13 protein-coding genes are annotated in these 22,252 nt (G+C 35.9%); 1 reads left to right on the top strand and 12 read right to left on the bottom strand.

What is annotated here, in order from left to right; translation table 11 throughout:
• Positions 1-4 precede the first annotated feature (4 nt).
• Positions 5-1,933, top strand: a complete 1,929-nt coding sequence (gene nagB / locus ACMDB5_RS08770; RefSeq protein WP_413997886.1) for a glucosamine-6-phosphate deaminase — start codon at positions 5-7, stop codon at positions 1,931-1,933.
• A gap of 244 nt (positions 1,934-2,177) precedes the next feature.
• On the opposite strand, the gene ACMDB5_RS08765 is transcribed toward nagB, so the two are convergent.
• From ACMDB5_RS08765 to ACMDB5_RS08710, 12 genes are all read right to left on the bottom strand, one after another.
• On the bottom strand, positions 2,178-3,011 hold the full coding sequence (locus ACMDB5_RS08765; RefSeq protein ID WP_413997885.1) for a glycoside hydrolase family 16 protein: 834 nt from the start codon (positions 3,009-3,011) through the stop codon (positions 2,178-2,180).
• Positions 3,012-3,150: 139 nt separating this feature from the next.
• Positions 3,151-4,992, bottom strand: coding sequence for a RagB/SusD family nutrient uptake outer membrane protein (locus ACMDB5_RS08760; protein WP_413997884.1), 1,842 nt, complete (start codon positions 4,990-4,992; stop codon positions 3,151-3,153).
• 15 nt (positions 4,993-5,007) lie between these two features.
• A complete protein-coding gene (locus ACMDB5_RS08755; RefSeq protein ID WP_413997883.1) occupies positions 5,008-8,367 on the bottom strand; it encodes a TonB-dependent receptor in 3,360 nt (1,119 codons plus the stop codon).
• Positions 8,368-8,563: 196 nt separating this feature from the next.
• Positions 8,564-9,712, bottom strand: a complete 1,149-nt coding sequence (locus tag ACMDB5_RS08750) for a FecR family protein (protein WP_413997882.1) — start codon at positions 9,710-9,712, stop codon at positions 8,564-8,566.
• Positions 9,713-9,773: 61 nt separating this feature from the next.
• Positions 9,774-10,355 carry an RNA polymerase sigma factor gene (locus tag ACMDB5_RS08745; RefSeq protein WP_413997881.1) on the bottom strand — a complete coding sequence of 194 codons (582 nt, stop codon included), beginning with the start codon at positions 10,353-10,355 and terminating at the stop codon, positions 9,774-9,776.
• A gap of 573 nt (positions 10,356-10,928) precedes the next feature.
• Positions 10,929-11,600, bottom strand: a complete 672-nt coding sequence (locus tag ACMDB5_RS08740) for a copper homeostasis protein CutC (protein ID WP_413997880.1) — start codon at positions 11,598-11,600, stop codon at positions 10,929-10,931.
• A gap of 3 nt (positions 11,601-11,603) precedes the next feature.
• Complete coding sequence (locus ACMDB5_RS08735) at positions 11,604-12,602, bottom strand: isoaspartyl peptidase/L-asparaginase family protein (RefSeq protein ID WP_413997879.1); 999 nt, start codon at positions 12,600-12,602, stop codon at positions 11,604-11,606.
• Positions 12,603-12,650: 48 nt separating this feature from the next.
• On the bottom strand, positions 12,651-13,568 hold the full coding sequence (locus ACMDB5_RS08730) for an ROK family protein (protein ID WP_413997878.1): 918 nt from the start codon (positions 13,566-13,568) through the stop codon (positions 12,651-12,653).
• Between the two features lie 132 nt (positions 13,569-13,700).
• On the bottom strand, positions 13,701-16,010 hold the full coding sequence (locus tag ACMDB5_RS08725) for a family 20 glycosylhydrolase (RefSeq protein WP_413997877.1): 2,310 nt from the start codon (positions 16,008-16,010) through the stop codon (positions 13,701-13,703).
• Positions 16,011-16,124: 114 nt separating this feature from the next.
• Positions 16,125-17,585: a glycoside hydrolase family 125 protein gene (locus tag ACMDB5_RS08720; RefSeq protein ID WP_413997876.1), complete on the bottom strand. Its 1,461-nt coding sequence runs from the start codon at positions 17,583-17,585 to the stop codon at positions 16,125-16,127.
• Between the two features lie 6 nt (positions 17,586-17,591).
• Positions 17,592-19,880 (bottom strand): GH92 family glycosyl hydrolase, encoded by a 2,289-nt coding sequence (locus tag ACMDB5_RS08715; protein WP_413997875.1) that lies wholly within the window; start codon positions 19,878-19,880, stop codon positions 17,592-17,594.
• Positions 19,881-19,932: 52 nt separating this feature from the next.
• On the bottom strand, positions 19,933-22,209 hold the full coding sequence (locus ACMDB5_RS08710; protein WP_413997874.1) for a GH92 family glycosyl hydrolase: 2,277 nt from the start codon (positions 22,207-22,209) through the stop codon (positions 19,933-19,935).
• Positions 22,210-22,252 lie beyond the last annotated feature (43 nt).

Genomic DNA, 22,252 nt, shown 5'->3' with positions numbered 1-22,252 from the left:
AACAATGCTAAAAAGTAATATCGATAAGGCAACGGGTTTTGAAAAAAGATTCGAAAATATTGATACCGTAGTTTTTGAAAATTCAACTACGGCATCTAAAGCCGTTGCGCAACAAATTGCAGCACTTATCAAGTCAAAACAAGAAAACAATCAATCCTGTGTTTTAGGATTGGCAACTGGTTCTTCTCCAAAAGGATTGTATGCCGAATTAGTTCGTATGCACAAAGAAGAAGGACTGAGTTTTAAAAATGTAATTACATTTAATCTTGATGAATATTATCCAATGGAACCTAATTCCATAAACAGCTACGTGCGATTTATGAAAGAGTTATTGTTGGATCATGTTGATATTTTACCTGAGAATTACAACATTCCTGATGGAACTTTAACAAAAGAAGCGATTGCGGATTATTGTGCTAATTACGAAGAAAAAATTGAAGCCTTAGGTGGAATCGATTTGCAAATATTAGGAATTGGAGGAAACGGACACATCGGATTTAATGAGTCGGGTTCTTTACAAAATTCTAAAACTAGATTAGTTGCATTAGATCACATTACAAGAGTAGCCGCCAGTAAGGATTTCTCAGGATTAAACAATACGCCAAGAACTGCCATTACATTGGGAGTTAAAAAAATAATGGAAGCCAAACAAGTTATATTGATGGCTTGGGGCGAAGGAAAAGCAAATATTGTTAAAGCTTCTGCCGAAGGCGCCGTAACCAATCAAGTTCCTGCTTCTTTCTTACAAGAGCACAACAATGCCGTTTATGTTTTAGACAAGGAAGCTGCTTCTAAATTAACCCGAATTAACAGACCTTGGTTAGTTGATAAAATCGAGTGGACCGAAAAATTGACCAGAAAAGCGGTATTAGGATTGGCGCTTGATCTTAAAAAACCGATTTTAATGCTTACCGATGCCGATTATATCGAAAATGGAATGAGCGATTTATTGGCAGATTCAGGACCAGCTTATGACATCAACATCAAAATATTCAATAATTTACAAAATACGATTACTGGATGGCCAGGTGGAAAACCAAATGCTGATGACGCGAATCGTCCAGAAAGAGCGGAACCGGCAAGAAAAAGAGTCCTTATTTTTAGTCCGCATCCTGATGATGATATCATTAGTATGGGAGGAACTTTTATGCGATTGCAACAACAAGGCCATGAAGTTCACGTAGCTTACCAAACTTCAGGAAACATTGCTGTTGCTGATGATGAAGCGCTTCGTTTTGCACGTTTTGTATGTGATTACAACGAAAAATTTGGAATTAAAAGTCCTGAAGCTGATGCCATTTTTCAAAAATCGATTGAATTCCTTAAAAACAAAAAGAATAGTGAAATAGATATTGCTGAAGTGAGGTATTTAAAAGGTTTGATCCGAAAAGGAGAAGCACGCTCAACGAGTAATTTCGTGGGCTTGACAGACAATCAAATCCATTTTATGGAACTTCCTTTCTACGAAACTGGAACTATCGAGAAAAAGCCTTTGGGAGCAGAAGATGTTCAGTTAACAATGGATCTTATCGAAAAAATCAAACCACACCAAATATATGCAGCCGGAGATTTGGCTGATCCACACGGAACGCATAAAGTTTGTTTGGATGCTATTTTTGAAGCCGTAAAAAATCTTAAATCGAAAGATTTCATGAACGATTGCTGGGTTTGGTTGTACAGAGGTGCTTGGCAGGAATGGGGAATCGACGAAATCGAAATGGCTGTTCCAATGAGTCCAGACCAAGTATTGGCCAAAAGACATGGGATTTTCAAACACCAATCTCAAAAAGACGGTGTTGTATTCCAAGGTTCAGATGCAAGGGAATTTTGGCAAAGAGCCGAAGACCGAAACAGAGAAACTGCAGTATTATACGATCAATTAGGAATGTCTAGTTATGCAGCTATGGAAGCTTTTGTGAGATGGGAATTCTAACAAAAAACCAATAGAATAGAATAGAATACTAAATCTATTTCAATAAAAAATTCGTCCTAAAAATCTGCCTCATTTAAACGAAGTTGATTTTTACGGACGAATTTTTTTATAATTTGTTCAAAATATTCTAATTGACAAAAAAACAACTCGTTATTATTTAAATTTAATAAAAAAGACACTATTTTACAAATTGTAAAACAGTGCCTTTTTTTAAACTAAAATAGAATGACAAAATATTTAAAATCTATTTTTCCTCCTCCCAAATTTTTACGTAATCAACTGCCATTTCGTAAGGAAAATTAGCAGTAGAGGTTACATTTCCCGGCCAAAAACTTTTTCCTGATTGTCCCTTATCTGAGCAAGCAAAATTAAGAATAAGATAGAAATCGGTTTCAAAGGGCCATTTTTCTTTTCTATTATCCGTAGCCTCATAAGTACTAATTAGCTTGTTATTCACATAAAACTCAATTTTATAAGGAGTTTTTATGATTCCAAAAGTATTATAATCTGATGTGGATATTAAGGGTTTACTATCTGTAGAAATTGGATTTGAATTTCCGTCTACTTGATGTACCACCTGATGCACAAAAGAATCATTATTAAGTCGTTCCATAATATCAATTTCACCTCCTTGAGGCCAACCGCTATAAACTGGCTTTTGTGGCATTAACCAAATTGCTGGCCATGCTCCTACTCCTGATTTAGTAAATTTAGCTCGAACCTCTAATTTCCCGTATTTAAAACTAAGCTTGTTTAAGGTTTGGATTGCACCGGTTTCAGGTAAGTCGGTAATTGTATTCCATCTAGCTCTTAAATGCAGATTTCCATTTTTCACTTCTGCCAACGAAGCATCGTTAGGCACCACATAATGATTCCAAGGGGATGTCCATGATTGTGTTTGATAGCTAGTCCAATATTTCTGATCGTATGCAGTACCATCAAATTCATCGACGTATACTAATTTCCAAGCTTTTACTGCAGGTTTTATTATTATTGGTTCTTGTATAATTTCTTTATCCGCACAATAAGTAAAGAGTGCGATAATGCATGCATAACCTATATTTTTTATACTACTCATATCTCTAATAATTTTCTATTATATCAATAGATTTATTTTAAAAAAATGCATTTCCTATGATGTTATTTGGATTGAAAAACAACCATTTTACCATCAAGAAGGAAATGCATAATCTATTTAAACTTCAAAAATTAAACTATTACCAGCCTGGGTTTTGAACTAAATTTTTACTTTTTTGCATTTCAACATAAGGTACTGGGTACAAATACTGTTTACGTTCAAAAACTCGAGTTTGAAATTTTGTTCTTTGATAAAATGTAGTTGCATCGCCACTCATATTCATCCCAAAGAAATCACCGCCTTGTTTTGCTTCAGGAGTTTCGGCAACCATCCATCGTCTTACATCAAAATAGCGTTGCCCTTCAGTTGCCAATTCAATTCTACTTTCGCGCCTAATAGCTTCACGTTGAGCTGCTTTATTACCAATAATCGACGGGTTTAAAACTTCAAGTTTAGGAATCCCTGCACGCTCACGAATTAAATTAACATATTTCAATACATCCGCATTTCCAGGATCAGCCTCATTAAGCGCTTCTGCGTAAAGAAGATAAAATTCTCCCAATCTAAAAATGATAGAAGGCCTATACTTACTTCTAACCCCTGGGCTATTAAAGTGCACCGTTCTATTGTATCTTTTATAAAGTAAATAGCCATTAGGCGTATGCTGCCCTGTTCTGTCATTTGGCGTTCCGGTATGAAAATAAGTTTCTTTATTTGAAATATGCCATTTTCTACCTGCAAAAAATACGGTGTTGTAAAACCTTGGTTCACGATTAACCCACATATTAGAAACTTGAACCCCATTATACAATCCTTTGCCAGTTTCTGAATATAGAGGAGAAGAGCTTAAAAAACTTGTGTTTGCAATTGGTAATCCATCCTTCATATAAAAATCATCTACCAGTTCTTGTAAAACAGCAGTACTACCAATTCCGTTAGGCTCGCTTCTTGGCGTTGAACGTCTTTCAAATCGATCTCCCCACTGAATACCATTAAAACCAGTAATAGAAGAAGCCCAAATTATTTCATTATTGTACTGTTGAAACAATCCATAAACTGATTTATCAGGATCTAAGACTCCTGCTGTAAATTCTTTGTAAAGCTGATAATTTCCAGCATTTGCATAATCGATCATATCTTTAAGAGCCTGTGCCGCCTTATTCCACTTTGCAGGATCAGCTTGTGAGAATAATTTTTTACCATCCTTATTAGCTAATGAAAGTGCCTCCTCAAATCCTCCGTTTAATAAAGGACTTGCTGCGTGGATCCATAACTTCCCGCGGACTGCCAAAGCCACCCCTTTTGTTGGTAAAGCCTTGAAAGCATCATCGGTAATTGGTGCTTGAGGTAACAATGGAATAACTTTTACCAACTCTGCATCTATAAAATTAACCACTTCATCAACTGATGAACGAGGTACATCAAGATCTTCTAGAATACTATATGATCTATTCATGATAGGTATAGCTCCATACTGCTCTAGCAAAAGATAATGATAATAAGCACGCATAAACGTTACGTTTACTATCATCTTATCAAACTCTTCTTGATCAATTTTATCTGAGTTAGTTCCTGAAGCCGGTATGACTTTAGCTCTTTCTAAGAAAATATTTGCTTGTCTTATCAAAGTATATAAAGTTGACCATCTGTGGAACTTTACATTTGAAGGATTATAAAAAGAAATTGAATAATTAGCGTTGTCCCCGTAAGAGTTGTTAATCTCATCAGTTATTCCCGTCCAAGGATTGTGTAGACCAGTTTGTCCTCCACCATCCCAATCAGCTCTAACCATTTCTGAATAATCCGGTATTCCTGTAAAAACATTTGCATACCACCCTCTGGTATAGCTCGGATTCTCAAAAATTTCATCGACAGATTTTAAACCGCCTGCAAGTTCATCCGATACATCTAAATAATCTTTGCTACAAGAACTAGATCCTATTAAAACGGTGAATAGGATAATTTTTATTATATTTTTCATACTAATAATTAAGTTTTAAAGTGTCAATTCGAGTCCAAAAGTAATTGTAGTAGGCAATGGATAATTTAAACCTCCGTTACCATTTCCTGTTTCAGGATCCCAATGTTTAATATGATCCCAAACTGTTAAGTTATATCCCATCATATATACTCTAGCTGATTGCGCATTTATCTTGTTTAATATCGATTTAGGAATATTATAGCCAACCTCAACATTTTTCAAACGAAGAAAACTACCATCTCTTAGCCACCAAGTACTTCCAACCGTATTATTTGCAGAATTTCGATTATCCTTATGGATACGTGGCATTAGTACATTTTGACTAGGATTTTCTTCTGTCCATCTGTCCAATGCAAAAGTTCTGTAATTCGATTGATCTACACCCCAAGCAAAAGGAAACCATCCTTCCGGTGTACTACCACCTAAAACAACTGAAGTATTAGCTACACCTTGGAAAAAAGCACTTGCATAAAAGCCTTTGTACTCCAAATTCAACCCAAAACCATAAACAATTTCAGGATTTTGAGGATTACCAACTCCTCTTTTACGGTCAAAAGAATTAATAACTCCATCACCATTTAGATCTATATATTTAATATCCCCAGGTGCTATCAACCCTCCTAAAGTAGGTTTTGGTATTCCACTTTTTAAGGCATAGGATTTCGTTCCATTTGTGTTTGTTGTTACATTAAAATCATCCTCAGTATACAAACGTTCAGCTATGTAAAGTACATTTTCATTAACTCTTGTTCCTGTAACTTCCATCCAAGGATAGGGTTGTGGTAACTCATCATACTCAGTAATTTTATTTCTGGCAAAAGTAAATGTACTTCTAAAACCAATTTTTAAATCGTTGATTTGTTCATTAACATTGATACTTCCATCAATTCCCCAATTTTTTACTTTCCCATAATTTTGCCAAGGAGAAGTTCTAAAACCAACACTTCCTGGAATTGTTCTACGCTGTAATAAAATACCCGATCTTTCGGAATTGAAATAATCTGCAACAATTTCTACACGTCCTTTAAACAATCCAAGATTAACTCCATAATTTTGTTTGTCTTCAATTTCCCAACTTAAATAAGGAGCTTCAAATTGGCCTTCAATAGCTCCAGCACCTAAACCATTTGATCCTCCACCACTAGTAATACCCTGGTCGAAACCCGTAGCAGCTAAATTAAATGTAGGTCGGTAAAGAAATCTTGATGTTCCTGTATTATCATTACCTGTACGTCCCATAGACGCCCTTAAACGCAAAGTACTAACATAATCCTTTAAGCCCTCTGGATAAAATTTCTCATTAGATATTTGATAACCCACACCCACAGCAGGAAAAAAACCGTATCGGTATCCTTTAGCAAAAGCTTCACTTCCGGTGTAACCAAAATTCCCTTCAACAAAGTATTTCTTATCATAAGAATAACTTAATCTACCAACCAAACCTTGCTTTCTAAAAGCCAAAGCCTCGGTATTAATTTGGGTTTCTTTTTGCATATACAACAACATTCCTTCAACTGAATGGTCATCAAAGCTTCTCTTATAATTTATAGCTGACTCCATATAAATTTTCTTATTAGCATCTGAAGTTTCAGTTGGTTCGTCCATGTTTTCACTACCAGCAAAAGTGCGTGAAAAAATAAGTTTGCCATCAGCATCTCTTCCTTCTGCAAAATACCTGCTTGGGTTGTAAGATCTTCTGGAATAAAAATTTCCGTTATAATCATAACTCACAAGTCCTCGGTAATAAAGTCCCTCGGTAATAAAGTCTAATTTTTGCTCCAGACGTATTGTTGATTGAATACCGGAACGCCATTCTTTAGCATAACCAGAATTCATTAACATATTATAAGGGTTTCTCATATTTGCATCTCTTTCCTGCTTGAAAGTGGCAATAGTTCCATCACTATATACAGCTGGAAAAACATGAGCTGGTGTAATCAACATCTGTCTAAATATAGTACCTGAACCAGTTCCAGGATAATTATTAACCAAATATTGACCGCTTAAATCAACACTTAGTAAAGTCGAAGGTGTAATATTCATATCAATATTACTTCGTAAATTGAAACGTTTCACACCTATATTTGTCTCATAACGATTGGTAGGATTGTCTTTAAAAATTCCACTTTCATTATAATATGCCCCAGAAACGAAATATCGAGAAGCTTCAGTTCCTCCTCTTACATTTAAGGTATATCTATGATTTTCAGTAAAGTTCTTTAGCATGGCGTCCATCCAATCCGTATTAGGATAAAGATCTGGATCTACCCCATTTCGATAATTTGAAATCAATTCATCACTATAAATAGGTGAATCTCCATCATTTTTTAATGATTCATTATACAATTCAAGATAATCGGCTGAACCAACAAATTTAGGAAGCCTCGTTGGTCGTGATATACTGTGTTCTGTTCTAAAAGATATAACTGGCTTTTGGGATTTCCCTCTTTTAGAGGTAATAATTATAACACCATTAGCTCCCTCAGCCCCATAAACAGCTGTTGAAGCCGCATCTTTAAGTACAGAAAAAGATTCGATTTCATCCGGTTCAATATCATTAATAGAACGAGGAACTCCATCCACCAAAACCAAAGGCTGAGAACCTCCTGCAAATGTGCTTATTCCTCTAATCCAAAATTCTGAATTATCATAGCCTGGCTCACCTGACCTTTGTATGGCAAGAAGTCCGGAAACTTGTCCTGCAATATTATTGGTCAAACTTCTTGTAGGAAATTTTAAATCCTGACCTTTCACTGTACTTACAGCTCCAACAATCTGTTCTTTCTTTTGTTTGCCATAACCTACGATAACTACGTCATCTAATTTTTCGTCCGATTCCTTTAAGACAACAGTAATAGGATTACTGCTTACAGCCACTTCTTGTGATTCCATACCAATAAATGAGATAACAAGTCGTGCTGATTTTGCAGGTACTTCAATACTAAAAGTTCCGTCTTCTTTGGTAACAGTTGCTATAATACTCCCTTTAACGCTTACAGTAACTCCTGCCAAAGGAAATCCGTTCTCATCTACAACCTTACCAGTTACTTTTTGTTGTACTGCAATACTGGTATTTTTTATTTGCTTCTGATTAATTGTTACCGTATTGTTCGAAATGTAAAAATTTAGATCCGTGTTATCTAAACACTGATGCAATAAAGTACTAACAGATGCATTCTTAACATTTACACTTACATTACCTACTTTTTTAAGCAATGCATCTTTTATAAAAAAATCATAACCTGTTTGCTTATTAATCTCCTCAAACACCTTTTTTAAGGGTATCTTATTAGCCGACAAAGTAACTGTTTGTGAAAATACAGCTGCACTTACCTGAAAACAAGCAACAAAAAGCAGAACAACACTTAATTTCATAATTAGTAATGTTTTGGAATAGTCCCTACTATTATTTCTAGGTGGGTACTTTTTAAATAAATAATTCATAAATTTGGTTTGAATTTTGGTTAAACATGATAAATAACTTTTTTCGCAATTAGTTTTTTGACTTTGACTTTAAATTTTAAACCGTGTAGTGGTGCAAACACTACGCGGTTTTTTATGGTCTTGTTTTTTATTTTACATATATTTTTTGTCCTTCAATTGTAAACTTTACACCTGAGGTTTCCATTAATTTTAAAACTTGTGAAATATTACTGGAACGCTTTACTACCGCACTAAAGGTCTCATTACTGATTGTACCTTGATAAACAACTTCTACATCATACCAACGACTAAGCTGTAGCATAATTTCCTGTATTGTATTAGAATTAAACTGAAACTGGCCCTTAGTCCAAGCGACTTCTTTATTTAAATCAATATCTTTTTTAATGGATAACTGTCCCTTATCTGTAAGTCTAGATTGCTCCCCTGGCGTAAGATAGGCTACTGATTTTTCATTAATAATTTTCACGGATCCTTCAAGTAATGTAGTTTTTAGTACAGGCTCATCTTGATAAGCTAAAACATTAAAATGCGTTCCTAAAACTTCAACATTCATCTTGCCCGCACTTACAATGAAGGGCATTTTTTTATTTTTAGCAACCTCAAAATAAGCTTCACCACTAATTGTAACATTTCGTTCTTTACCTACAAAAGCAACAGGAAAACGAATGGAAGAAGATGCGTTAAGCCAGACTTTAGTTCCATCTGGTAACACAAGTTGGTACTCACCGCCACGAGGAGTACTAATTGAATTAAAACCCGCATCTGCAGTCGGTTTTTTCAAAAGAGTATAGGACAATTGTCCTTTGGCTGTCTTTGTTATTTGAGTATTGGACTGCTGTATAACAAGTCCATTATTAGTAGAATCTAAAACAACTTGCGATCCATTAGCCAATGTTAAGATAGCCTTGTTAGTTCCTGGAGGCAAATCATTTTTGGCTAAAATAATTGGTTTAACTTCCGTAGATGTAGTAGTATTATAATAAGCCCCAAGTCCTATAAACAAGAGGATTAAAGCTGCTGCCGATTGTTTGTACCAGCTGATTTTACTTAATTGGAAAGTTTTCTTCTTTTCTTCCGTTTTTTGCAGAATTCCCTCTAATAATTCCCTTTCAAAAGTTTCTTTCTCTTTTTCCGAAAATTGTGAAGTAATCCCTAATTCCTTTTCAAACAGATTGTAATACTTTTCGAGAAACAAAACTTCGTCCTGAGAAGCTTTGCCCTTGAGGTATTTTCTAACAATTTTTATGAATATTTTTTTACTCTTTGATTTGATCATAATATCTTCCCTTTACTAATATGTACCGGAAAGAAGTAGAACTCCCAAATGAAAATGAAATTTATTTTAAAATTTCATTTAATGCTATCAAAAGTATTGTTGAAAGTATCACTTTATCATATAAATCATTAGTTGCACGACCAATTTGATTTTGAACTGTCTTTTGTGAAATTTCTAATCGTTCAGCAATTTCTTTTGTACTAAGGTTTTCCTGATAATGTAAAATGAATATTTTTTTTCTTTTCTCGGGTAAGCACTTGAGCCAAGTATCAAAAACAATAGTTAATTCCTTATCGTGTAACTCATTTTCGGGGCTATTTTGAGTTGAAATCATTGTATCTAACAATTCAATAAACATAGGATTCGTCTTTTTCTTAGAAAAAAGTTTAAAAACCTGAAAGCGTACAGCTGTATTGAGGTAAGCAGCTAAATTTTCAATTTCAACTTTTCTTCTTCTATTCCATAGATCAATAAAAACGTTTTGCACAATATCTTTACTGTTATCAATGTCTTTTATCCTTTTAAATGACATATCTATCAAGGTCTGCCAATAACGATGGTAAATTTCCTCGAAGGCAGTCTTATTATCATTAGAAAGCAGCATTAGTAACTCCTTATCAGTATGTGTGTTAATTGATTTCAAAAAAATATCCTTTAAAAAATTAAATTTTATAATAATACAAATAAGAGAGTTGCTGTTTTTTCGGTTAAAACTAAAATAGATTAGGCTATAAAAATGAAGCTATTTTCATACAATACGATTTATTATACTCCGTGAGAATTTCAATAATCAAATTTTTTATTTAATCCGAATGCAATATAGAAAACCACTATTCAATTAATATTTTTCAAAAAAATTCTATTTTTTTAATCTTTGAATCATTGATTTCTTTGGATATTTTTGAATTAAGCACCTAATTTACTTTCATCAAAACAGTAATTCTAAACTCGTTTTAGAACTACAAATAAAACTCTTTTTTGCAGTTTCAATATTAGTTATTTTATAAAGCATTTGCAAAAAAATTTATAAATAAAAGCAAATAATTAAATAATTTAAATAATTACATGAATTATAACCAAACAACAACACAAAATAAAAGCATTACTACTCTTCAATTAAAAAGGCGTCATTTACAAAATTGCAAACGACGCCTTTTACTGTTTTATAATAACTTTAAAACTGTTCAGAATTTACTCCATTAGATAATAATCTCTATTACAAATTAGTTTTCAAAGCTTTTACCTCATCTCCATTTGCGGTTTCACCCGGACCGACAATTGCCGAAGAATGATAAAAAACGGCCTTGGTTTTTTCTTTTAACAAACCGATATTCGTCGAGCGCAATCCGCCGCCCGGCATGATGACAATTCGATTATTGGCTTTTTTATCTAGTTCTGCCAAAACATCAATTCCCTCTACTACATTTTCTTTCTGTCCGGAAGTCAATATTGTTTTAAAACCGCATTCTATTACCGATTCAAGCGATTGATAAACGACATTCACCACATCAAAAGCACGATGAAAGGTACACGGAATCGGATTGGCCAAAGCCACTAATTCCTTATTTTGTTCTTTATTGATATTTCCCTCTTTATCTAAAATCCCGAAAACAAAACCATCGACATTTAGTTTTTTAAACTGTACAATTTCTGCTTTCATTTGCTCAAATTCGGCATCTGTGTAAACGAAATCCCCTCCTCGCGGGCGAATCATCACATTCAAATCGATAGACAATTCTTTTCGGGCTTGTTCGGTAATTTTAAAATCAGGCGTTGTTCCGCCTTCCTTCATCTCGGCGCACAGTTCTACCCTATCTGCTCCATTTTCTTGCGCTATAATTGCGGATTCTAGATTAAAACATGCAATTTCTAGTTGGTCTTTTTTCATTTATTATTTTAAAAAATAATTAGCATCAATTAATCTATTTCCTGTATCGTCATGAACGGCATAATTAAAGCCTCCTTGAACACAATAAGAACCATATTCACCCTGCTTATTCAAGGCTATAAAACCTACTTGAATATCCTTTAGTTCCTTGTTTCTGCTCTTGGTCAATTTTACGATTCGGGCAACGGCTTCTTCGCAAGCTTTCTGTGGAGATTTCCCCTGACGCATCAATTCGACAACCAAATGGCAACCCGAAATACGGATCACTTCTTCACCGTGACCTGTGGCTGTTGCGGCTCCAATTTCGTTATCAACATACAAACCCGCACCGATAATAGGAGAATCCCCTACTCGTCCGTGCATTTTGAAAGCCATTCCGCTTGTGGTACAAGCGCCTGAAAGATTCCCATCGGCATCCAAAGCAATCATCCCAATGGTATCGTGATTTTCAATATTGGCTATAGGTTTGTATTTGCTATCTTTCAGCCATTCTTTCCATTCCTTTTCGGATTCCTCGGTCAATAAATTTTCTTTCTTAAAACCTTGTGATAACGCAAACTGTAAAGCACCATCACCCACCAACATTACGTGAGGCGTTTTTTCCATCACTCCTCGTGCCACAGAAATAGGATGCTTAATATATTCTAAACAAGCCACAGAACCTATATTCGAATTTTCATCCATAATGCAGGCGTCAAGTGTTACGCGTCCGTCCCTATCCGGTCTTCCGCCATATCCCACGCTACGCTCTTTTGGATCACCTTCGGGAATTTTCACTCCAGCTTCAACTGCATCCAGAGCGCGTCCTTTATTTTTCAATACCTTCCAAGCAGCTTCATTAGCCTCAATACCAAATCTCCAGGTAGAAAGAACAATAGGTTTTTTACCTTTTTTTGATGTAACATTATTTAGTTCTTCTTCAGGTTTTGATGTAAAAGAATTTAATGCCACAGCTACAGAGGCAACCGCTGCCGTTTTTATAAAATTTCTACGGTTATTCATCTTATTATTTTTAATTAACTATAATTTCATTTTAAAACTAAAAACGAATTAATTTTCATTAAAGTATTCTTTGTAAATCAAACTTGTAGCGCCCAATAAGGCCGCTATCTCATTATCCGAAGAAATTGAAACAGTCACTTTACAGCCTTCATTTTTGAGTTTCTCTTCAAAAAAAGGCAAGAAAAAGACGCTTGCATTTGCAATCTTTCCGCCGATAATAAAACTGTCTGCTTCGAATATTTTTAACCAAGGCGCAACAATTCTGGCCAAATCTTCACCTAACTTTCGGAACGCTTGTATCGCCAATACGTCTCCGGCTGTAGCCAAATCAAATATTTCTAAGCCGCTGGCAATTGCCACTCCGCTCAATTCACGATAGTTGGCAATTAATCCGCGCGCAGAAACGTAATCCTCGGCTATACTTTCTTTATAAGGGGCATTGTATAATTCGCCATCAGTAGGCACTTGATTACCACTTGTAATTGCTTCTCCTTTATCGATAAAACAAGCCCCTAAGCCAGTTCCCAAGGTAACCGCCATAACTTTCTTTGAACGATTCTCAACATTCTTAAAAACTTCCCCTTTACCAAAACTATCAGCATCATTTTCAAAAAGAACCGGAAAATCATCCGACAAATTAAGTCTATCTTGAATTAATTTCCGAACATCTAAACCATAAAAATGTTCGTATTTAGTTTGTCCTTTAATCCAACAAATTCCATTTGTATAATCAAAAGGACCAGGCATGCATACCGAAATTCCGAAGAATTCTTTGATCCCAGAGTTTTTCCATGAAGTACGAATGACTCTTTCCCAAATATCCATAACCTGATTAGCCTGAAGATTAGAATCAAATGATTCTTTGTATAAAGAAGGTTCCAGCAATTTCATATCATTAACAGCTATAACTCCAGCTGTGATATGGCTTCCTCCTATATCTAATCCTATAGCGAATATATCTTTCATTTATTTTTATTAATTGTACGATGCGCTTTTTAATAATTCAATATGTATTTACAAATTAAATTATCTCCGACACATAACTATTTCTCCATCAAATCCCTCAATGCAAAAGACAGCATCGAATTATTTCACTACTTATTCTACAATAATCTCATCTACAAACAACCAAGCAGCTTGTTTCTCGCCCGGATGACCAGCAGGACATTGTCCTAAGTTTTTAGCCGTAACACGAACCGCTTTTATTTTTTGTTCGGCAAATTTGGCTGTAAAATCTTTGATTTGCGTATCTCTTGCGTCAACAGGAATTGTATTGGCAACTGTTTTTACTTCCTTAAAATTGATTCCGTCAACAGATGTTTCAAACTTTACCCATTGCGGGAAAAACACCCATTGTCCCCAATTTTGAATACAGCCCAATGAAATGCTGCTTGCCGTAACTGGAGTTCCAAAATCAATTGTTGCAACCATATCATTGCCATTAAATGCGTGCCATTGCTTACCTATTTCCTTGGTTCCTCTAAAACCATCTGTCAAAGTATTTGCTCCATTTGCAGGATAATAACGACTGTTTTTAGATTCGTATACCACCGTTTTCCCGGTAGCTTTATTAAAAGTAAAAGATTGTTCCGCAGGTTTAATATTCATCACTTTGTTGTGCAATGCCATAACCGCTTTTACCGTCATAGAAGTCGTTACCACGAAAGGTTTTTCGTATTTAGCACTTCCAATTGTAGGAATGCTACCGTCAGTTGTGTAATAAATTACGCCATCAGCATTCTCCGTTTCAAGAGCAATAGAAAGCGAGTTGTTAGCCACAATCGGTTTAATATCTACTTTATAATTTCCTTTTGAATAATGAAGTCCTTTTTGCTCATAACCTACCAAATGAGGTTGTAAACGCTGGTTGAAATTTTCCCAGTTGCGTTGTTCTTTTGTAGACCACAATACTTCTGCCAATGCGGGCATACGAGGCAAAATCATATACTCAGCCTGCTCGTAAGTTGGGATGTATTCCGTCCATAAATTAGCTTGAGATCCCAATACTCTTTTTCCTTCTTCGGCTGTCAATTCTGCCGGAATTGGTTCGTAGTGATAGACTTTTTTCAAAGTGTTAAATCCGCCAATTGCCAAAGGTTCCGTTTCCGGATCTCCCTGATAATGGTCAAAATAACAAGGTGTTCCCGGTGTCATGATTACATCATGTCCCATTTTGGCGGCTTCAATTCCTCCGGCTTCTCCTTGCCAGCTCATAACGGTAGCTTCAGGGGCTAATCCTCCTTCAAGGATTTCATCCCAACCAATCATTTTTCTGTTTTTGGAAACCAAGAATTTTTCCATTCTATGAATGAAATAACTCTGCAATTCTTTTTCATCTTTTAGATGTTCCTTTTTCATTCTGGCCTGACATTTGGCACAATTTTTCCAACTTGTTTTGTCAACCTCATCTCCTCCTATGTGAATGTATTTAGATGGAAAAATAGCCATAACCTCGGTAAGAATATCTTCTAAAAAGGCAAAAGCCTGATCGTTTCCTGCACAATAATTGCTTTCTACTTTACTGGCAAAGAAATTCCCCGATTGAGCAAAAGTATTTTTAGGATTACAGGACATCTCCGGATAAGCAGCCATTGCAGCCTCTGAGTGGCCCGGCATTTCAATTTCAGGAACTACGGTAATGTTTCTTGCATTGGCATAAGCCACAATATCTTTGGCCTGTTCTTGGGTGTAATAACCTCCGTAAGTCGATTTGCTTCTGTCGGCATTAAATTCTATTTCAGACCAATTCCAGGATTTTCCCCAATCATCAACGCGCCAAGCGGCTTGTTGGGTTAATTTTGGGTATTTTTTAATTTCCAAACGCCAACCCGCACCATCAACCAAATGCCAATGAAAAACATTCATTTTGTAGGTTGCTAGCAAATCGATGAACTCTTTTACCAATTCGGGTGCAAAAAAATGACGACTCACGTCAAGCATCATTCCTCTCCATCCAAAACGAGGATAATCCTTGATTTCCATGCTTGGAATTTGCACCAAATCGTTAGTTCTTATGAAAGGTAAAGTTTGCAGTAAAGATTGAACTCCATAAAACAATCCTTTAGAAGTGTTTGCTTTCACCAAAATCCCGTTTGGATTTACCGAAATCAAATAACCTTCATCGCCTATTTCTTTTATTTTTTCGATGCTAAAAGCAATCGCCTTTCCTTTTGGCTGATTCGTTTTTAATGAAAAGCCCGTGACTCTTTTTACATATTCTGTAAAAAAATGAACCACATCGGCAGTTGCTTTATCGTTTTTCGGGATTTTAACCGATGTTTTATCGTCAATAACAAAACTGCCCGCTTTCATTTCCAAACTCAAAGGCTGAGGAATGATATGAACCGCTTGTTGCGCCTGTAGCAGCATAGTGAACAGCAGACAGGCTAATAAAATTGTTTTTTTCATTTTTTTAATTATTTAATTTGGGTATATTTTTTTTACATCTAAATCATTTCTGATATGCTCCATTTTTTACGAGGCTTACTTTTGAAGTTTAAAAAAGACAGCTTTATTTCAAAATCAGATCTCTTTACTGCTCAATATTTTTGGATGATTGATACTTGTGTTTACAATCAATTCTCCAAACAGCGTATTTGCCCAAGCAAACCATTTACGTGTAAATTGCATCGCATCGTCTTTATGAAAGGACTCATGCATAAAACCGGTATCCCCATGGGTGTTAATCAACATCTTAATGCATTTTTTTATCTCATTTTCATCTACACTAGTGATCGCTCGTAGAATAATACTCATTGGCCAAATCGTATCGGCACCGGTATGTGGACCTCCAACACCTTCGCCCGCTTTTCCTTTGTAGAAAAATGGGTTGTTTTCTGAAAGGACCAATTTTCGAGTATTTAGATACAAATGATCATCAGGAGCAATAGCTCCTAAATAAGGCAATGACAATATAGAAGGGACATTGGCATCATCCATCATGTGGAAACTGCCGTAACCGTTTACCTCAAAAGCAATGATTCTTCCAAATTTAGGGTGCTCAATAATTCCGTGTTCTTGGAGTCCTTTTTCTACTTGTTGTCTTAATTCACTAGCCTTACGCACCATTTCATCATCCTTCAATTTAGCAGAAGAGAACATCTCTTCTAAATAACCGAGTACTTCAATAGCAAACATATTACTTGGAATTAAAAAACCAAACAAGGTACTGTCATCGCTAGGTCTGAAAGTAGAAACGATCAATCCGCAAGCTTTTACCGGATAACCATAACCGCTCAAAGGAACGCCATCTGTAGCCCAAGCGGTGGTGCGCTGAAAAGTGTAGGGTCCTTTGTTTTCCCATCGTTGTTGTTCCTTGAAAGTTTGTAATACCAATTGCATGGCTTTTTTCCAATCGGCATCAAACATGCTGATATCTCCGGTATTTTTCCAATATTCATGCGCCAAACGGATCGGATAACACAGGCTGTCAATCTCCCATTTGCGCTCGTGAATTCCCGGCTTCATTTTAGTAATATCATTCTTCCATTCGCTTACCTGACTAAAATCTTTATAAAAAGCATTCGCATAAGGATCAAGTAAAATACATTTGGTTTGGCGATTTATTACTCCCTTTATAAGTTCTCTAAGTTTTGAATCCTCTTTAACAAAAGGAAGATAAGGCCAAATTTGAGCGGTGCTGTCACGCAACCACATAGCATCAATATCGCCGGTAATTACATAGGTATCCGGTTTTCCATCTATAATTTCAAAATCGACTGTGGTGTCTAAAGTATTTGGAAAACAGTTTTCGAATAACCAAGCTAATTCAGGATTTGCTATTTGTTTTTTGATTCTTACAATGGCCGCTTCGATAGCCTTACTGGTAAATTTTCTTTCTGCTAATGGCGGTCTATTACTTACAAAGTCTTTAATTCCAAAATTAAAAACACTAGACTCAGAAGCAAAAACTTGTGATTGTAATGCCAATAATCCTGCCGATAAAATTCCTGTATTTTTTATAAATTTTCTACGTGATTGCATAAGATTTTATTTTTTTTGTGCTGAATAGGAATATGGATAGCTCGTCTCCGAAGTTCCTCTTTGTTTGTTAGGAGAGTCAATCATTTTAAAGTCTAAGGTTGTTCCTTTTAGTAAATCAAAATGATTGATATAATTCTTGTCATAAGTTGCATTGTTCCATTTCAGTTCCTCGACATATTTATTTGTCTCAGAATTATTTGGAGCATTAATAATGAGCTGTTTGCCGTTTTCTAAATTCAAAGTTACTTTCTTAAATAAGGGCGCACTCAAAACGTACTCGTCTGTTGCCGGGCAAACAGGATAAAAACCCATCGCAGAGAAAACATACCAAGCCGAAGTTTGTCCATTATCCTCATCACCGCAATAACCATCAGCTTCTGGTTTGTAAAGGCGGTTCATTACCTCTCTTGTCCAATACTGTGTTTTCCAAGGTTGGCCAGCATAATTATACAAATAAATCATGTGCTGGATAGGCTGATTTCCATGAGCATATTGCCCCATATTCATAATTTGCATTTCACGAATCTCATGAATAACGGAGCCATAATAACTTTCGTCAAAAATAGGAGGCATGGTAAATACCGAGTCCAATTTATCTGTGAATTTTCTTTCACCACCCATTAAATCAATCAGTCCCTGAATATCGTGAAAAACGCTCCAGCTGTAATGCCAGCTATTTCCTTCGGTAAAAGCATCCCCCCATTTGAATGGATTGAAATTAGCAGGAAAACTTCCGTCTTTATTTCTTCCGCTCATTAATCCTACTGATGGATTAAAAAGGTTTTTATAGTTCATCATTCGCTTTTCGAACAAATTGATTTCTTTTTTTGGTCGTTTCAATTCCTTGGCTAGTTTCCAAATGGCGAAATCATCATAGGCATATTCCAATGTTCTTGCGGCATTCTCGTTGATTTTTACATCATAAGGAACATAACCAAGACTGTTGTAGTAAGCGGCACCTTTTCTTCCTACCGCATCCATTGGGCCTTCGTTATTGGCTCCATGCAACAATGCTTTATACAATGTATTGATGTCATAGCCTCGCAATCCTTTCATGTACGCATCCGAAACAACAGAAGCCGAATTGTTTCCTACCATTACATTTCTGAAGCCCGGACTGGACCATTCCGGTAAAAACCCTCCTTCTTTGTAATCATTAATCAAGCCTTCCTGCATTTCTTTATTTATCGAAGGATAAACCAAATTTAACAAAGGATATAGCGCTCGAAATGTATCCCAAAAACCGGTTCCTGCATACATATAACCCGGCAACACTTTTCCATTATAAGGGCTATAATGCATAATTTTTCCGGTTGCATCTTTCTCATAATGTTTTTGTGGAAAACAGACAGTTCGGTACAAACAGGAATAAAAAGTTTTCAGCTGTTCGTCACTTCCTCCTTCAATCACTACCTTCCCTAAAACTTTATTCCATTCTTTTTTAGATTCAACAACAGTTTGTTCAAAAGAAGTGTTGCCTAATTCTCTTGCCAAATTCAATTCTGCTTGTTCAAAACTGATGAATGAAGAAGCTACTTTTACATTTATTTTTTCGCCTTTTTTGGTTTTAAAACTGACAATTCCACCAACATGATTATCCTTCAATTCTAATTTATCTTGCTCCAAAATAGCATCACGCCAAGTGTGGTTTGCTTCAAATGGCTTATCGAATACTAACACAAAATAATTCTTGAAATTGCTAGGTACGCCTCCACTGTTTCGTGTCGTGTATCCAATAATTTTATTCTGAGACGGAATTATCTTAATATAAGATCCTTTATCAAAAGCGTCAATTACTATCGAAGATTTTTCGTTTTCAGGAAAAGTAAATTGAAAGTGAGCTGCTCTTTCTGTTGCAGTAATCTCAGTGGTCACATCATGATCAGCCAGATAAACGCTGTAATAATAAGGTTTTACGATTTCTGATTTATGGCTGAACCAACTCGCTCTTTCATCTTCAGTAAAAACTAATTTCCCTGTTACCGGCATAATTGAGAATTGACCGTAATCATTCATCCAAGGCGATGGTTGGTGCGTTTGTTTAAACCCTCGTATTTTTTCGGCCGTATAAGTATATATCCATCCATCTCCCATTTTACCGGTTTGTGGCGTCCAGAAATTCATTCCCCAAGGTCTTGAAATCGCAGGATATGTATTCCCGTTAGAAAGACTGTGAACCGATTGTGTTCCCATCAAAGGATTCACATATTCAACCGGATCTATAGCTTTGGTTTGTGCTTTTGAAGTCATCAAAACAAAAAGTAAACCCATAAAAACTAAATACTTATTTTTCATTTTTATACTATTAATTCCTAAACTTAATAATCTCCTTTTTTTAAAATCAAACCTAAAAAGGTCTGTCTTCTTTTTTCACACCCCAAGTTGCCGAAGGCTTACTTCCCATATATAATTTCAATTCGCCTCCTTTTGCAATCATATCGTGTGTGATGTATGATTTGGTGTACGGTTTTCCATTGAATTCCGCTTTTTGAATGTAAATATTTTCTTTTTTATAATTAATCGCAGTCATTTTGAAAGACAATGCATTTTTATGATTGATAGTAGCAATTTCAACCAAGGGACTTCCTAAAACATAAATTCCATTGGCTGGATTAACCGAATAGAATCCCATTGTAGAAAGAATATACCAAGCCGACATTTGTCCCAAATCTTCGTTTCCGCAAAGACCATCCGGTTTTGAGGTATAAAATTTCTCGGCAATTTCATGTATTAATTTGGCCGTTTTCCAAGGCTGACCAACATAGGCATACAAATATGGAATATGGTGATTTGGCTCATTTCCTTGCGCATATTGCCCTATAAAACCACTAATGTCTGGCGATGCATTATCGCCCACAACACCTTCTTCTAAAGTGAATAAAGTATCGAGTTTCTTGATGAATTTTTCCTCGCTGCCAAATAATTTTATTAAGCCATACGGATCTTGCGGCACCAACCAAGTATATTGCCAGGCATTTCCTTCTACATAATCGTCCTCACGATGCGAAGAAGAAAGTGGGTTGAACGGCTCTCGCCATTGTCCGTTTTTCAATTTCCCACGCATAAACTCGGTTTTCGAGTCAAAATAAAGCGTGTATAATTTAGCTCTTTTAGAGAAATACTCATAATCCTCTTGCTTGTTCATTGCCTTTGCCATCTGCGCCACGCACCAATCGTCTATAGCATATTCCAAAGCATTACCTACGCTTTCCAATTCAGCATCCGCAGGAATATATTCCAGTTTTTGAACGTAGTTCATCCCGGCGCGAGTTTGCATCGATGTTTTTTTGATGGCTTCGTATGCAAGATTAACATCGTAGTCTCTAAATCCTTTAAAATAAGCATCCACAATAACCGCTATCGAGTGGTTACCGTTCATCGTATTGGTTTCATTCCCCATCAAATGCCAAACCGGCAATCTTCCTTGTTGCTGGTATATCGCCAGAAAAGACTTTACAATATCATTGATTTTATCCGGCTGTGTTATCGTGTATAATGGATGTAAAGCGCGATACGTATCCCACAGAGAAAAGGTGGTGTAATTTGTAAAACCTGCTTTTTCATATACTTTTTTATCCGTTCCTCTGTAATCGCCATTGGCATCGTTAAAAATAGAAGGCGCAAACATGGTATGATACAAAGCGGTATAAAAAACCTTCTTTGTATCCTCATCAGCCTTTATCTGAATTTTGTTTAATTCGGCATTCCATTTTGTTTTGGCCTGTTGTGTCGTTTTTGCAAAATCCCAATGCGGAATTTCGGTTTTTATATTTGCCAAAGCATTTTCATAACTCACCGGAGAAATTCCCACTTTGACCAATATTGTTTTTCCTTTATTCAAATTAAAATCAAATACTGCTTTCATTCGAACCGCTTCCCCTTCATTTCCTTTTACGCTTGAAATACTGTCATACAATGATATATTTGCAATAGGTTCTGAGAATTCAATTGCGAAATAAACACGTTGGTCATCTGCCCATCCTTTTGAAAGACGATAACCCACAATGGTGTTTTTTCCTGTTTTTTTGATAAAAGTCTTCATGGGTTTATCCCAGCCAAGACCATCGGCTAGATCAAGCAAAATATGCGAATCATCCGCTGAATTGAAAGAATATTTATGAAAACCCACTCTTTCCGAGGCCGTTAATTCTGCTTTTATTTTGTATTTATCCAATAAAACGCTGTAATATCCAGGCTTGCTTACTTCGTTTTTATGCGAAAAGTAAGAACCATAACCGTGCTCCATATCTGCCTTGGTCCCTTTGGTAAGAGGCACTTTTCCACTTACAGGCAATAATAGAATATCACTCAAATCCCCTATTCCGGTACCACTCAAATGCGTGTGGGTAAAACCCAAAATAGTATTGCTGGCGTAATTGTAACCGCTACACCAATCCCAGCCTTCAAAAACATTAACCGGTCCGAGCTGGACTGCCCCAAAAGGTACATTGGCACCTACAAAAACGTGTCCGTGTCCAGCAGAACCTATAATAGGATCTACATATTGACTGTAATCTAAACTAGTTTGTTTTTGGGCTTTCGCTTGCGCAAATGTCGGTTGGGCAAATAAAACGCTGAGCGCGACAAGACCAGAGTAAGCTATTTTACTATATTTTGTAAACATTGTTTTTTATTTTATTATTAATACCTATTAGCAATTCGAAATT

The organism is Flavobacterium sp. W1B, from assembly GCF_047344965.1.
In the GTDB taxonomy this organism is placed as follows: Bacteria; Bacteroidota; Bacteroidia; order Flavobacteriales; family Flavobacteriaceae; genus Flavobacterium.
This window is presented reverse-complemented; position numbering and strand designations above follow the sequence as displayed.

Excerpts from the sequence above, each read along its gene's own strand:
- nagB (WP_413997886.1), top strand. The coding sequence starts at position 5 with ATGCTAAAAAGTAATATCGATAAGGCAACGGGTTTTGAAAAAAGATTC.
- ACMDB5_RS08765 (WP_413997885.1), bottom strand. The coding sequence starts at position 3,011 with ATGAGTAGTATAAAAAATATAGGTTATGCATGCATTATCGCACTCTTT.
- ACMDB5_RS08760 (WP_413997884.1), bottom strand. The coding sequence starts at position 4,992 with ATGAAAAATATAATAAAAATTATCCTATTCACCGTTTTAATAGGATCT.
- ACMDB5_RS08755 (WP_413997883.1), bottom strand. The coding sequence starts at position 8,367 with ATGAAATTAAGTGTTGTTCTGCTTTTTGTTGCTTGTTTTCAGGTAAGT.
- ACMDB5_RS08750 (WP_413997882.1), bottom strand. The coding sequence starts at position 9,712 with ATGATCAAATCAAAGAGTAAAAAAATATTCATAAAAATTGTTAGAAAA.
- ACMDB5_RS08740 (WP_413997880.1), bottom strand. The coding sequence starts at position 11,600 with ATGAAAAAAGACCAACTAGAAATTGCATGTTTTAATCTAGAATCCGCA.
- ACMDB5_RS08735 (WP_413997879.1), bottom strand. The coding sequence starts at position 12,602 with ATGAATAACCGTAGAAATTTTATAAAAACGGCAGCGGTTGCCTCTGTA.
- ACMDB5_RS08730 (WP_413997878.1), bottom strand. The coding sequence starts at position 13,568 with ATGAAAGATATATTCGCTATAGGATTAGATATAGGAGGAAGCCATATC.
- ACMDB5_RS08725 (WP_413997877.1), bottom strand. The coding sequence starts at position 16,010 with ATGAAAAAAACAATTTTATTAGCCTGTCTGCTGTTCACTATGCTGCTA.
- ACMDB5_RS08720 (WP_413997876.1), bottom strand. The coding sequence starts at position 17,585 with ATGCAATCACGTAGAAAATTTATAAAAAATACAGGAATTTTATCGGCA.
- ACMDB5_RS08715 (WP_413997875.1), bottom strand. The coding sequence starts at position 19,880 with ATGAAAAATAAGTATTTAGTTTTTATGGGTTTACTTTTTGTTTTGATG.
- ACMDB5_RS08710 (WP_413997874.1), bottom strand. The coding sequence starts at position 22,209 with ATGTTTACAAAATATAGTAAAATAGCTTACTCTGGTCTTGTCGCGCTC.